Annotated in this window: 14 protein-coding genes; 6 read left to right on the forward strand and 8 right to left on the reverse strand. The window is 68.0% G+C overall.

Annotated features, from left to right (window positions below):
* Positions 1-116: 116 nt before the first annotated feature.
* Positions 117-1,031: a hypothetical protein gene (locus tag ACI1V7_RS07440; RefSeq protein ID WP_404531112.1), complete on the forward strand. Its 915-nt coding sequence runs from the start codon at positions 117-119 to the stop codon at positions 1,029-1,031.
* Positions 1,032-1,054: 23 nt separating this feature from the next.
* On the opposite strand, the gene ACI1V7_RS07445 is transcribed toward ACI1V7_RS07440, so the two are convergent.
* Positions 1,055-1,450 carry a hypothetical protein gene (locus tag ACI1V7_RS07445; protein ID WP_404531113.1) on the reverse strand — a complete coding sequence of 132 codons (396 nt, stop codon included), beginning with the start codon at positions 1,448-1,450 and terminating at the stop codon, positions 1,055-1,057.
* 81 nt (positions 1,451-1,531) lie between these two features.
* Here ACI1V7_RS07445 and arfB point away from each other — a divergent pair, with 81 nt between their 5' ends.
* Positions 1,532-1,930 (forward strand): alternative ribosome rescue aminoacyl-tRNA hydrolase ArfB, encoded by a 399-nt coding sequence (arfB, locus tag ACI1V7_RS07450; protein WP_404531114.1) that lies wholly within the window; start codon positions 1,532-1,534, stop codon positions 1,928-1,930.
* 39 nt (positions 1,931-1,969) lie between these two features.
* On the opposite strand, the gene budC is transcribed toward arfB, so the two are convergent.
* Positions 1,970-2,731 (reverse strand): meso-2,3-butanediol dehydrogenase, encoded by a 762-nt coding sequence (gene budC / locus ACI1V7_RS07455; RefSeq protein WP_404531115.1) that lies wholly within the window; start codon positions 2,729-2,731, stop codon positions 1,970-1,972.
* A gap of 87 nt (positions 2,732-2,818) precedes the next feature.
* Positions 2,819-4,504 (reverse strand): hypothetical protein, encoded by a 1,686-nt coding sequence (locus ACI1V7_RS07460; protein ID WP_404531116.1) that lies wholly within the window; start codon positions 4,502-4,504, stop codon positions 2,819-2,821.
* Positions 4,505-4,642: 138 nt separating this feature from the next.
* On the opposite strand from ACI1V7_RS07460, the gene ACI1V7_RS07465 reads away from it, so the two are divergent.
* Positions 4,643-5,209 (forward strand): flavin reductase family protein, encoded by a 567-nt coding sequence (locus ACI1V7_RS07465; RefSeq protein ID WP_404531117.1) that lies wholly within the window; start codon positions 4,643-4,645, stop codon positions 5,207-5,209.
* Positions 5,210-5,328: 119 nt separating this feature from the next.
* Here ACI1V7_RS07465 and ACI1V7_RS07470 read toward each other — a convergent pair whose 3' ends face one another.
* On the reverse strand, positions 5,329-6,237 hold the full coding sequence (locus tag ACI1V7_RS07470) for a LysR family transcriptional regulator (protein WP_404531118.1): 909 nt from the start codon (positions 6,235-6,237) through the stop codon (positions 5,329-5,331).
* A gap of 350 nt (positions 6,238-6,587) precedes the next feature.
* On the opposite strand from ACI1V7_RS07470, the gene ACI1V7_RS07475 reads away from it, so the two are divergent.
* Positions 6,588-6,956, forward strand: a complete 369-nt coding sequence (locus tag ACI1V7_RS07475) for a DoxX family protein (protein WP_404531119.1) — start codon at positions 6,588-6,590, stop codon at positions 6,954-6,956.
* Between the two features lie 10 nt (positions 6,957-6,966).
* Positions 6,967-7,548, forward strand: coding sequence for a flavodoxin family protein (locus tag ACI1V7_RS07480; protein ID WP_404531120.1), 582 nt, complete (start codon positions 6,967-6,969; stop codon positions 7,546-7,548).
* Between the two features lie 170 nt (positions 7,549-7,718).
* On the opposite strand, the gene ACI1V7_RS07485 is transcribed toward ACI1V7_RS07480, so the two are convergent.
* On the reverse strand, positions 7,719-9,122 hold the full coding sequence (locus tag ACI1V7_RS07485) for an amino acid permease (RefSeq protein ID WP_404531121.1): 1,404 nt from the start codon (positions 9,120-9,122) through the stop codon (positions 7,719-7,721).
* Between the two features lie 180 nt (positions 9,123-9,302).
* On the opposite strand from ACI1V7_RS07485, the gene ACI1V7_RS07490 reads away from it, so the two are divergent.
* A complete protein-coding gene (locus tag ACI1V7_RS07490) occupies positions 9,303-11,684 on the forward strand; it encodes a TonB-dependent receptor domain-containing protein (protein WP_404531122.1) in 2,382 nt (793 codons plus the stop codon).
* Positions 11,685-11,804: 120 nt separating this feature from the next.
* Here the strand turns inward: ACI1V7_RS07490 and ACI1V7_RS07495 are convergent, their stop codons facing one another.
* The 3 genes from ACI1V7_RS07495 to ACI1V7_RS07505 are packed head-to-tail and all read right to left on the reverse strand — an operon-like array spanning position 11,805 to position 13,427.
* The gene (locus tag ACI1V7_RS07495; RefSeq protein ID WP_404531556.1) at positions 11,805-12,509 is read right to left on the reverse strand and encodes an MBL fold metallo-hydrolase; all 705 of its coding nucleotides are present in this window, start codon (positions 12,507-12,509) and stop codon (positions 11,805-11,807) included.
* A gap of 11 nt (positions 12,510-12,520) precedes the next feature.
* A complete protein-coding gene (locus ACI1V7_RS07500) occupies positions 12,521-12,982 on the reverse strand; it encodes a DUF6691 family protein (protein WP_404531123.1) in 462 nt (153 codons plus the stop codon).
* 13 nt (positions 12,983-12,995) lie between these two features.
* Entirely contained in the window at positions 12,996-13,427 is a 432-nt protein-coding gene (locus ACI1V7_RS07505) for a YeeE/YedE family protein (RefSeq protein ID WP_404531124.1), read from the reverse strand.
* Between the last annotated feature and the right edge of the window lie 166 nt (positions 13,428-13,593).

The raw sequence follows: 13,593 nt of genomic DNA on the forward strand, positions 1-13,593 counted from the left end.
GGAGGCTGGCCGCCGCCACCCGGGGGCATCGCAGGCCGCCGGCGCAGTCGCCCGGGCGCCAGGATGCGCTACACTTGAGCTCGGTTCGAACAGGGCGACCGTGAACGGGGAGGTGCATGTTGTCATTCCGTGCGATGTGCGTGGTATTGCTGGTCTTGCATGCCGGTGCGGTGAGCGCGAGTCCGAACGAGGAGCGTGTCGGCACGTTCATGGCCGAGGAAAAGCGCGTGACTCGCCTGGATGTGCCGGCGAACGACAAGGTGGCCTTGCTCGCTGCCGCGTACGCGGCGGTAAGAAGCGACCTGCGCTTTCCCGACGCGGCCAAGGAGCAGGATGACGGCGACCTGGCGCTGCTGTACCGCGCCGCCGACGTCGCCAGTTTCTATACCTCCGATCGCCGCTACGCGCTCGACATGCTGGCGCTGGCGACGGAGCTCCAGCGACGGAATCTGCTGACGGCGCGTCAACAGCGGGACACTTACCTGGCCCTGGTTGCTTCCCGCGCCTACGCTCCCGCCAAGGCATGGCGGGAGCGCACCCGCCTGACCGGCATTCGCGAGGCGGATTACGAGCTCAGGACCGGCGTGGACGAACGCAGGAGTGTGGAACTGAAGCTGACGGAGCATGGAGTGGAAGCGGTGCCGTTCGACGTCCCGCCGGGACCTTTCGTCCTGGTGGTCACGCACCCGCTATGCCATTTCTCGCAATACGCGCAGGATTTCATCGAGCGCAATCCCGCGTTGCGCAACGCGCTGCAAGGGCACATCAAGTGGGTGGCAGTGCAGCAGCGCGAACCCGACATGCAGGCTTTCCGGGACTGGAATGACGGCCATGCGTCCATCCAGATCGGCCAGATCTACGACATCTCCGCCTGGCCCATTGAACGGCAGTGGGAGACGCCCGTTTTCTATTTTTTCAAGGATGGACGCATCGTGGCGAACATCGTGGGCTGGCCCAGGGAAGGACGCGCAAAGGAATTGTTCGCCGCCATGGCATTGGCGGGATTCGAGGGTGTCGAGTCGATGCGGTAAAGTGGCCGGCGCGTCGTCCGGTCTCAGTCCGAATGCGCAAGGCGCAATCCGCCCTTGCGGTCCGGCAGCCATGCCTCCGCCAGGTCCGAGCTGACATCGAAAAATCCGAGCGCGTGTTTCGCCGCCAGCTCGAACACGGCGCCGTGGGCCTCGTCGATCTTGTCCCAGTCGTTGAAGGTCATGTAGATCAGCGCGCTGCCGATCGTGTAGTCCGTGCCCGTCTCCGGGGTCTCGTCCGAGGCCGGCGGGAATGCGGCCGCCAGTTCGGCGTAGAACGCCTGCAGCGCGGGCGTGGCGACGGCCGGGTCGGCGTAGTCGTGGTCTTCGGGCCAGTCCGTCTGCGCCTCGTACCAGTCGAGGAAGGCGGGGCGCTTGGCGGGCGCGGCGTCGGGGGAGAACACCACCAGGTCGTAGCTCATGGTCGTTTGCGTGCGTGCTGGGAGCAAGCTGCGCGGGGTTAAAATGCACATTATGTGCGAAATCATCCCCCTCATCCAGCCATGCCCGTGACGATCGATCCCGTCGAGGTGACCTTCACGGCAATCCGCGCCCAGGGCCCGGGCGGCCAGAACGTGAACAAGGTGTCCTGTGCCGTGCACGCACGGTTCGACATCGAGGCATCCTCGCTGCCGCCGCACGTGAAGGCCCGGCTGCGCGCACTGGACGACGCGCGCATCACGCGCGAGGGCGTCGTGGTGCTCAAGGCCCAGCAGTCGCGCAGCCTGGAACAGAACAAGCTCGACGCGCTGCGGCGCCTGCAGGAGCTGGTCGACCGCGCCAGCGTCGTGATGGCGCCGCGGCGGGCGACGCGGCCCACGCTCGGCTCGCAGCGCCGGCGCCTGGAGTCGAAGGCCAAAAGCGGTCGCACCAAGGCGCTGCGCGGACGGGTGACCGACTGAGCCCGGCCGCCCGCTCTGCGGCGGCGGCGTGAAGGCCCCTTACTGCGGCGGCTGGCCGTTCGAGGCCATCAGCCCGGCATCCACCGGCAGGTTGACGCCTGTGATGAGGCGGGCGTCGTCGCTGGCCAGGAAGGCCATCGCGGCCGCCACGCCAGCGGGGTCCTCGGGCGCGCCGAGCGGCATGCGTTCGCGGAACTTGGCGACCAGTTCCGGGTCGGCCACCATGTCCTCGGTCATGCCCGTCTTCGTGAAGCTGGGATTGACGGCGTTGACGCGCACGCCATCCTTGGCCGCGTCCATTGCCATCGCGCGCACCATATTGCTGACGGCGCCCTTCGACGTGTTGTAGGCGAACATGTTCCAGTCACCGCCGAGGCCGGACACGGACGAGGTCATGACGATCGCGCCGCGCGTCTTGACGAGTTCCGGCATCGCCGCCTTCGCCATGTGGAAGTAGCCGGCGACGTTGACCGCCAGCACACGGTCGAAATCTTCTTCGCTCGTCTGCATGATGTCGCCCTCGGACGCCACGCCGGCGTTGTTGACGAGGATGTGGAGGGCGCCGAAGCGCTCGACGGCCGCCTTGACGGCCGCGGCTGCCGTGGCCTTGTCGGCCGTGTCGCCCACGTGCAGGAGCACGCGGTCCTGCGGCAGGCCGGCGGCGGCTTCCTTGAGCTTGTCATCCTCGATGTCGAGCATGACGACGCGGGCGCCCTCGTCGAGGAAGCGGCGCGCGGCGGCCAGGCCGATGCCGGACGCGGCACCGGTGACGAGGACGGTCTTGTCGTTGAAGCGGGTCATTCCTGTTCCTTTCGTGTGGATGGTGGGTCGGGCCGGGCGCAAGGTGCGCATGCCCGCGTTCTTTGCTGCTTTGGTGTCACTGTGCGCTCAGCGCACGAGCTGCGTCGCACGCTCCGCGTCGATGCCGAACACGCGTTCCTCCAGCCCTGCGGCCTGGCCGCAGCGCACCGTCACGGACGCGCCGTCGCGCATGCCGATCGTGGTCGCGCCGCGCGTGCGGCAGGCGGCACGCGATGCGGCGATGGCGTCGGGGCCGGCGAACAGCGGCAAGCCCTCGGCCGTCGCCGGCACCATGCCGTCGCGCAGCACGCCGCAGCGCAGGCCGGGCCCGATGCGCGGCGCCTTGCGGTTCGGGTAGATGCCGGCCCGGCCGTGGCAGTCGGCGCGCACGAGCAATTCGAGGTGGTGCAGCGTCATCGCTTCCGTCAGCTGCGGGCCCCAGGCCGGCGTGGCGGTGAGCACGGCGCCGGACCGGCGCATCTCGTCCTCCAGCACCGTGCGCAGGGGCGCGACGCCGCGCAGCGCCGTTACCAGCTGCGGCGTGCAGCCGGCCGCGTCGCCGCATTCGAGCGCGCGGGCGGCGCCGGCGGGATCCTGGGCGCCGCCCTTGCCGTACAGCGCCTGCAGGCGTTGCAGCGGGGGCGTGGGACCCGGATGCGACAGGGCCAGCACGTGCAGCGCGAGGCCGCAGCGGCGCGCCAGAGGATCCTTGCCGCGGCCCTCGATGGCACGCCAGGGCTGGCGGCCCGCGGCGGCGGCGCAGCCGTTGACGGCGGCTTCCAGCGCGTCGCGGAAGGCGTCCGGCGTGAGCCAGCCCTGGCGCAGCGCGATGGCCAGGCGCAGGAATTCGGCGCCGCCCTCGCGCAGGGCGCCGGCGTCCTCGCCCGGCGGCGCGGGCCAGTGCGGCGGCTGCGCCAGGTGCGCCGTCTCGTGGGCGATCAGCTCGCGCGCCTGCTCGCGCAGGTCGGCCGGTTCCTGCGTGGGCACCAGCAGGCGCAGCACGGTGCCGTTGGCGACGCCGGCGCGCAGGCCCGGCGCGTCGTCCGGCACGGCCAGCACGTAGGCCGGCGTCAGGTGCACGCCGGGCAGCAGCGCGCGCAGGGCGCCCAGCGACTCGTCCAGCGTGGCGGCCAGCATGGCGCGCGTGGCCGGCGGCACGGCGTCCTCCGCGTGGAACGGCGGGGCATCCGAGCGGTAGGGCTGGTGCAGCAGCACGGCGGCCAGGCCGCCGCCATGGGCGGCGCTGCTGCTGCGCGTGACGGATTCCGGAGCGACGGTGCCGTCGACCATCACCGTGCCGCCGGGCGCCGCGAACCGCCAGTCGACGGCGCCGCAGCCGTGCACGGCATAGGCGGACGTGTGGGCATACAGTCCGCCGCCGATGGGCTGGGCCCATGGCTCCGCCTGGCCGTACACGCGGGTGTCGGCCGCGCGCGTCGTCGCGGGGACGCGCAGGCGCAGTGTGCGGCAGCTGGCACGGGTCGGGCGTACGCTCTGGAAGTCGACGGCCGTGCAATCGTCGGCCGGGGTCCAGTCGCTGCGCAGGTGCACGGCGGCCTGGGCCTTGACGCCGTCGTTGACGAAGGCCAGCGCCTTGCAGGCCGGCGGCAGCGCGTAGGCGATTTCGAGGCTGTCCGGCGTGCGCATGGTCAGCGTCGCGGTGACGGGCGCGGCGGCGTTCGCGGGCGCCGCGGCGGCCGGGACGCCGGCCAGCAGCAGGGCGGACAGGATGGGAAGCAGGGCGATGCGAGGGAAGATGGTCAGTGCTGTCATGCCTGCCAGCGTAGCAAAAATGCCAATCTTTACGCGTTCCGGTTCCCCCTGGAAACCGTTGGCGGTCGCCGGCGGCGACCGGCTCCGCAAGAAGCGGCGATAATGGCGCCTTCACGTCCGTCCCTCGAAGGAACCGCAATGCCGACGCAACCGATCCCCGTCCCCCTGGCCACCTGCTACCGCCTGCTCAACCATGGCCCGACGGTGATGGTCAGCAGCGCCCACGCCGGCAAGGCCAACGTCATGTCGGCCGCCTGGTCGATGCCGCTCGACTTCGATCCGCCCAAGGTCGCCGTGGTTATCGACAAGAACACGCTCACGCGCGGCCTGGTCGAGGGATCGGGGGAATTCGTGCTGAACGTGCCGTCGACGGCGCTGGCCGCGCTGACGGTGGCCGTCGGCTCCGAATCCGGACGCGACCTGGACAAGTTTGCCGCCCACGGCATCGCCACGCTGCCGCCCCAGAAGGTGGGCGCGCCGCTGATCGACGGCTGTCTGGCGTGGCTGGAATGCCGCGTGATCCCGGAGCCGCACATCCAGCAGGCCTACGACCTGTTCCTGGGCGAGGTGGTCGCCGCGTGGGCCGATCCGGCGGTGTTCGACGGGCATCACTGGACGATGGAGGAGGGCGGGAAGCGCAGCATCCACTACGTTGCCGGTGGCCACTTCTTCGAGACGGGGAAGGCGATCGACGTCGCCAAATGAGATGCGCGTAACAGACCATCCGGTTCGCCGTGGTCTTTACGGCGGGCAGGCGTACGTTACGTCCCCTTCCGAGATGAAACGGACGTCTTCGTCTGAATGAGGACGGTACGCTCCGTCGCCTAATGTTCCAGGTCCGGCTGCAGGATCTGCTCTAGCCAGTCAATGAAAGTTCTCACCCGGCGCGACAGGTTCTGCCGATGCGCCACCACGACCGATACCGGCAGCGGCGCCGGCCGCAAGTCCGGCAGGATTTCGATCAGTTCGCCGCTAGCGAGGTAGGGTCGCAGGCTGGGCAGTCCGGCCTGGACCAATCCCAGGCCCGACAGCCCAGCGCCGTGATAGGCCTGGACATTGTTGACGCTCACGGCGCCAGGCAGCGCAAGCGCGGCGAATCCGTCCCCGTCCGGATATTCCCAGCCGAATGGCCGGCTGCCCAAGGTCGGCGTGTAGTGCACCATCCGATGTCCCTGCGCCAGCAGGTCGCCCAGCACACGCGGGGTTCCGTGCCGCTCCAGGTAGGCGGGACTCGCCGCGTTGACCATCGGCAGGTCGCCGAGATGGCGCGCCACCAGCGTCTCGTCGACGATGCCGCCGACGCGCAGCACGCAATCGATCCCCTCCTGCAGCAGGTCGACACGGCGGTCCGTGCAGGACAGTTCCAGCTCGATGTCCGGGTAGCTTTGCAGGAACGTCGGCAACGCGGGGATGACGGCGATGCGGGCGAATTCGGTAGGCAGGTCGACGCGCAGACGCCCCTTCAGCGGCGCATCGCGTCCTGTGAACATCGAACCCAGATCCTCTGCCTGCGCGAGCAGGGCGCTGGCGCGGGTGTAGAAGTTGCGCCCGTCTTCGGTCAATTGAACCGTCCGGGTCGAGCGGTTCAGCAAGCGCACCCCGAGCTGTGCCTCCAGCTGGCGAACGACGTTCGACGCCCGCCCTTTCTGGATCCCCAGACTCTCCGCTGCGTGCGTGAAGCTGCGCATTTCCGCGATGCGAACGAAGATTTCCAGCGTTGCGAGGTGTTGCATTGTCATTGATCGGGATAACAATGAGTTTCGATTGGAATACTTTATAGCAAAAGTAGCGGCGGGCATAGTGAGCGTCTCCGGCGTTGGCAACGCCGGCTCCGCACACTTTTGGAGGCGACAATGTGCTACACACAATCAGGTATTACGGATCAGTTCCCGCCCGGGCGGTGCATCGGCACGGCGAGCTTCGGTCTGGGCGCTTACGACCTGTCCAGACTGGACAGTATTGGCCGACTCGTGCCGGATTGCCCCGGCTGGATGGGCGAACGGACTGCGCAATTAGGGAATCCAGCGGGCGTGCAGGCGCATCCCGGTGCGCACGCGTCCGCAACGCATCGAACGGAGTCGGCATGAGCATCTCCGCTTACGGGAAGCCGCTCTGGAAATCCATCACCTGGCGTGGACTGTTGCAGTGGGTGCTGGTCGCCTTCTTCGCCCTTGCAGGGTTGCTCAACATGCTCGGTACGGCAGCGCTGCTTGCGGAATACCGGCGGTGGGGATATCCCGGCTGGTTTCATTACGTCACTGGAACCCTCGAACTGTCGAGTGCGCTCTTGCAGGCGCGACGCACGACCGCCAAGGTCGGCGCCGCGCTGGGTGCGGCCGTCATGGCGGCGGCTTTCCTTACCCTGGTGTTCCACCGCGAGTGGCTCCACGCGGCGTTCCCGTTGACGGTCTTTTTCGCCCTCATCGTGTCACGCACGACTATTCAACCCTGAAGGTTTTAACATGAGCATGCATTCGAACACATCACAAGGCGTCGTTGTCTTCCACTCGGGCTACGGCCACACCAAACGGATGGCGGATGCCGTCGCCGAGGGCGCCCGCGCCACGCTGCTGCAGATCGATGCCGACGGCAATCTGTCGGACCAGGCCTGGGCCGATATCGCCGCCGCGCACTACATCATCGTCGGGTCGCCGACTTATATGGGCGGGCCCAGCTGGCAATTCAAAAAATTCGCCGATGCGTCGTCGAAGCCATGGTTTGAAGATGCGTGGAAGGACAAGGTCTTCGGTGGATTCACGAACAGCGCCAGCATCAATGGCGACAAGCTGGCGACGCTCCAGTATTTTGCGCTGCTGGCAGCCCAGCACCGGGGGATCTGGGTGGGCATGGGCATGAAATCGTCGAACACCAAGGCTTCCCGGCGCGACGACATCAATCGCATGGGCTCGTTCCTCGGCGCCATGGCGCAGACGCCCGCCGATGCTGCACCGGAAGAGATGTCTTCCGGCGATCTCGACACCGCGCGCATCTACGGGAGGCGCGTCGCCGAGATCGCGGACAGGGTGCGCACGAGCAACCGTTAAGCCGACTTGGCCGGCAGCGCAGCGCCGTCCTGGCCGGATCGAGTCCATCTCGATGACCGCGCTACCCCAGGTACGGGCGCAAAGACTGTATGGATGTGGGCCTGCGGCATGCCTTTGGCGGACCACGTCCGGCAGCTTCCGTGGTCGGACGTGTTGCGGCGCGTCCCGTGCTACGACTTCGGCCGCTCCACCTGGATTCCCGCCTGCGCGGGTAGCGCGGCGCTGGTGGCACGCCGGCGCTCGGCAACGACATAGCCAATCCCAAGCGCCAGCAGCCACGCCGGAATCATCCACACGGACAGCCGCAGGTCCGGCGTCAGATACATCACGGCCACGATGCCAGCCAGGTAGACGAGGCACAGCCAGTTCGTGAACGGGTACCAGGGGCTCGGGAATGCGGTCGCCTGGCCGGCGGCGCGCTTGGCGGCGCGGAAGCGCAGGTGGCTCCAGCTGATCATGGCCCAGTTGATCAGCATGCCGGCGACGGCGAGACCCATCAGGATGCCCACGGCCTTGCCGGGCAGCGCATAGTTGACGCCCACGCACAGCACGGTGGCGACGGCCGACACGCCCAGCGACGCGAGCGGGACCCCGCGTTCCGTCACCTTCAGCAGCGCGCGCGGCGCGTGGCCCTGCACGGCCAGGCCGTACAGCATGCGGCTGTTCGAGTACACGCAGCTGTTGTAGACGGACAGGGCGGCCGTCAGCACGACGAGGTTCAGCACGTGGGCGACGATGCCGGCGTCGAGCGCCTTGAAGATCAGCACGAAGGGCGAGGCGCCCGGCACGATCTGGTTCCACGGGTACAGCGACAGCAGCACGGCCAGCGCGCCGACGTAGAACACGAGGATGCGCCACAGCGCCTGGTTGGTGGCGCGCGGGATCGAGCGGGCCGGATCGTCCGCTTCCGCCGCCGTGATGCCGAGGACTTCCAGGCCGCCGAACGAGAACATGATGATGGCCATCGACATGACGAGGCCCGTGATGCCGTGGGCGAAGAAGCCGCCGTGCTGCCACAGGTTGGCCACCGTGGCCTGGGGACCGGCGCCGCCCGTCGCCAGCAGGAAGATGCCGTACACGATCATGGCGACGACGGCCGCTACCTTCACGACCGAGAACCAGAATTCGCTTTCGCCGAACGCGCGCACGTGGATCATGCTGATGCCGTTGGCGAGCAGGAAGCAGCCCAGCGCCGACACCCAGGTCGGCACCTCTGGGAACCAGTACTGCACGTAGACGCCCACGGCGGACAGTTCGGCCATGCTGACGAGGACGTACAGCACCCAGTAGTTCCAGCCCGAGACGAAGCCGGCGAAGCGGCCGCAGTACTTGTCCGCGAAGTGGCCGAAGGAGCCGGCCACGGGCTCGTCTACCATCATCTCGCTGAGCTGGCGCATGATGAGGAAGGCGACGAGGCCGGCGATGGCATAGCCCAGCACGACCGACGGGCCGGCGATGCGCACGCTCTCGGCCACGCCGAGGAACAGGCCCGTGCCGATCGCGCCGCCCAGGGCGATCAGTTGGATGTGCCGGCTCTTCAGGCCGCGGTGCAGTTGGTGTTCGGGGGACGCCATGCTGGGTTGTCTCGATTTGTCTATCAGGAAAGATCGGATTGTAAGGCAAACGTTGCAGCGCGGCGTATTTCTGCGGGTTTTACTTATCTTTACATAGCGGAAACGGGTAGCCGGGCTGGCCAGGTTCTACAATCCGACAGTTTTATAACGACGCGGCAGTATGCCGTCCTCAGTCACGACATGGCCCATACCAGCAACTCCACCCGCAACACGACGTTCCCCCGCGGCGGCAGCGCAGCCTCGCCGCGTCACCGCATCCTTTGTGTCGCCGTCGGCCTGGCCGTATGCGAACTGGCGGCCGTCCGGCCCGTGCTCGCGCAAACGAGCGCGTTGGCCGCTCCCGTCCAGGACACGACGACGGCGGCGCCGCCCGCTCCCGCCAAGGCCGGGACCGGGAAGCCGACGGACAAGATCCAGGAAGTCAACGTGGTCGGCAACCGCCTGACGAGCAACCGCATCGACCGCCAGGTCTACGACGTCAAGCAGGACATCAATGCGCAGAACGGCAGCGCCGCCGATGCACTGGGCAACGTGCCGTCGGTGTCCGTCGACATGGACGGCAACGTCAGCCTGCGCGGCAGCAGCAACGTGCAGATCCTGGTCGACGGCAAGCCGTCCGCCATGCTGCAGGGCGATAACCGCGGGCCGGCGCTGCAGGCGATGTCGGGCGACGACATCGATTCCGTCGAAGTGATCAACAACCCCGGCGCGGAATTCGGCAACGAGGGCGGCGGCGGGCCGATCCTGAACCTCGTCATGAAGCGCAACCGCAAGCCGGGCGGCTTCGGCTTCGCCAACGCCAACGTGGGCACGGCGGGGCGCTACAACTCGGCGCTGAACGGCTCGTACAACACGGGGCGCTGGGGCTTCCAGGGCGGCGTCAACGTGCGCCACGACGGCCGCAACCAGACGCTCGAGGACGAGCGCGAGCGCATCGATCCCGTCACGGGCGCGTCGCAGCGGAGCACGCAGGCGTCCACCAGCACGGGCTTGAACGACAGCGCCGGCGCGCGCGGCCAGGTCAGCTACAACCTGACCCAGGACGACACGCTCGAAGCGAACGCCGCCTTCATGAAGCGCACCAATGACCAGCAGTCGCTGGCGCGCTACGGCGTGTTCGATGCCACCGGCGCGCCGTACAGCGACTACTTCCGCGACACCCGGCGCAGCGGCGACAATACCAACGCCGTGTGGGGCGCGCGCTGGGACCACAAGGGCGAGAAGCTCGGCGAACTGTTCAAGATGGACTTGCGCGTCTCGGACAGCGACAACGACAACGACACCCGCTACGCGAACACCTACGTGGTGGTGCCGCCGGCAGCCGCGGACAGCCGCAACCTGCAGCAGGTGTCGGGCTCGAACCGCATCGTCGACTACACGGGCGACTACGAGCGCCCGCTCGACAGCGGCGCCATCGTCAAGATGGGCTGGAAGGTCTTCGACAACAAGAGCGATGCCGACACGCGCTACTACGACGTCGACCTGGCCAGCGGCGCCCAGAGCGTCGACGGCCGCCGCACGAACGCGTTCGGCGTGGACGAGCGCGACACGGCCCTGTACGGCTCGTACCAGTGGAAGGTGAACGAGCGCTGGGGCGCCCTCGTGGGCCTGCGCGCCGAGCACACGCACCTCGACATCGACCAGGCGACGACGAAGACGAGCGCCGAGAACAGCTACCTGAACTGGATGCCCAGCGCGTTCGCCACCTACAAGCTGGACGAGAAGACCAATCTGCGCTTCTCGTACGCGCGCCGCATCCGGCGCCCGATGCCGAACGACCTGAACCCCTTCGTCGTGTACAAGGACGAACTGAACGAGTCGAGCGGCAACCCCTACCTGAAGCCCGTGAAGACGGACTCCTTCGAGGTGGGCTACGAGACCAAGGCCGCGGGCCTGGACGCCAACGTGCGCGCCTACTACCGCAACGACAGCGACACGATCCGCTACCGCCAGTACGCCGTGAACGATACGGTGATCCTGACGACGCCGGAAAACGGCGGCAGCAACCGCTCCGGCGGCCTGGAGTTCACGCTCAGCGGCAAGGTGTCGCCGAAGCTGTCGGTCAATGCCAGCGGCAACGTGTTCTACGCCCAGCAGCAGCAGATCGACATCGCGGGCATCGAGACGAAGCGCGACGCGACGTCGGTGAACGTGCGCGGCCGCTTCAACTACCAGCTGACGGCGGCCGACCAGCTGCAGCTGATGGTCAATGCGCAGGGCAAGACGCTGGTGGGTACTGGCTACCGCGAGCCCAGCGTCACGGCCGACTTCAACTACCGCCGCAACCTCACGCCGGCGCTGTCGCTGACGCTGCGCGTGTCCGACATCTTCGACTCGTCGAAGATCGAGACAATCACGGATTCGGCGACGCTGAAGGAGCGTTCGCTGCGCCGTTCCGACGGCCGCATCCTGTACGTGGGCCTGAACTGGCGCTTCGGCGGGGCGCCGTCGAGCCGCCGCGAAGGGCCGGACGGCGAGGGATTCCGTCCGCCGCCGGGCGGCATGGGGCCGCCGCCGGGAGGATTCGGCGGGCCGGGCGGAGGTGGCGGCCCAGGCTTCTGAAGTACGCTGACGCATACACTCGTCGTCCCTGCGCAGGTAGGGACCCAAGTGTACGCGTTGCCGCCTTCACGCAAGATTGGGCCCCTGCCTGCGCAGGGGCGACGACGCGTACTTTCCAGCTTACGATGCCATGTAAGTCAACCCCAGGTTACGGTTCGCCGGCACCGCCACGTCGATCATCTTCGGCTGCGGCAGCTTCAATTCCGCCATCAGGGCGACAAATTCCTCGCGCGACTTGCCCGCCAGCCGGGCGTTGTGCTGTCTTTCCCATCCGATCGTCGTCACCGACTGGCCCTTGTAGTCGTGGCCCGGCCACACCCGCGTACCGTCCGGCAGCGCGAACAGCTTGCGCGTGACGCTGTCGTACAGCGCTTCGGCGCTGCCGCCCTGGAAGTCGGTGCGGCCGCAGCCGCCGATCAGCAGCGTGTCGCCTGAAAACAGGTTGCCCCGCCACAGGTAGCACATGCTGCCCGCCGTGTGGCCGGGCGTATGGATCACATCGATGGTTTCACCGGCGCCGAAGCGCAGCACGTCGCCGTCGTGGAACTGGACCTCGGCCGGCGGAATGCCGCAGCCGCTCGGCACGGCGGCCTTGGCGCCGGTGAGCTGGCGCAGGCGGCCGGCCGACGTGACGTGGTCGGCGTGCGCATGGGTCTCGACGACGTAGGCCAGGCGCAGTCCCAGGCGTTCGATGTGCGCCAGGTCGCGCTCCCAATGCTGGTCGACGGGGTCGATGATCACCGCCTCGCCGTTTTCCGGCCCGGCCAGGATGTAGGTGAACGTCGACGAGACGGCGTCGAACAGCTGGATCGGATTCAGGTGCATCTGCATCGGTATTACTCCCTTGTACTGGTGGCGGGCGGCCGCATGCCGGGCGCGTGGGCGAACCGGAAGCGTTCGTAGACCTCGAATAGTGCCATGCCGGCCACCATCGCCGCAACGAAGATGAGGGTAGGCCTGCCGCCGACGGCCAGCGCCGCCAGCGCCGGCCCGGGACAGTAGCCGACCAGGCCCCAGCCGACACCGAACACGACGCTGCCCGCCAGCAGGCGGCCGTCGATGCGGGTGGCGCCGGGCAGGCGTACGTGCGCGCCGAGCAGGGAGCGCGCGCGGCTGCCTGCATAGCGGAAGGCGACGGCCGCGACGAGGATGGCGCCCACCATGACGAAGGCCAGCGACGGATCCCATTGGCCGGCGACGTCGAGGAAGGCCAGCACCTTGGCCGGGTTGGTCATGCCGGACAGGATCAGGCCGGAGCCGAACAGCAGGCCGGCGAGGAAGGCGGTCACGAGGGACATGGCAGCCTCCGCCTCAGTGCACGACGTGACGCGTCACGAAAACGGTGACGGCACCCGCGACCAAGAAGCACGCCGTGGCGGCCAGGGAGCGGGGCGACCAGCGCGCGATGCCGCATACTCCGTGGCCGCTGGTGCAGCCCGAACCGAAGCGCGTGCCGATGCCGACCAGCAGGCCGGCGAGGGCGAGCATGCGCACGGAATGGTCGATCTGCCCGGGCGGCATGACGCCGGCCGTCAGCCACACCAGGGGCGCGACGAACAGGCCGAGCAGGAAGGCGCCGCGCCAGGCCATGTCGCCGCGGGCGGGGCGCAACAGGCCGCCCAGGATACCGCTGACGCCGGCGACGCGGCCATTGGCCAGCAGCAGCACGGTCGTTGCCAGCCCGATCAGGACGCCGCCGATCAGCGCGGAACCAGGGGTGAAGTGTTGCCAGTCTATGGTCATGACGAATCCTCCTCGTTGGTGGAACTTTGATCGCGCCGGTGCCCAGGCGTTCTCCTCGACTTTAAAATGCAACTAACCGACAGGCGAATCCATACCACCCAGAACCCCGCCACCAGCACAGAGGGGCCTGGATCCGTGGCGCCGGAGAACAAACGATGAGCGGTCA

Source organism: Massilia paldalensis (genome assembly GCF_044901715.1).
In the GTDB taxonomy this organism is placed as follows: Bacteria; Pseudomonadota; Gammaproteobacteria; order Burkholderiales; family Burkholderiaceae_D; genus Telluria; species Telluria paldalensis.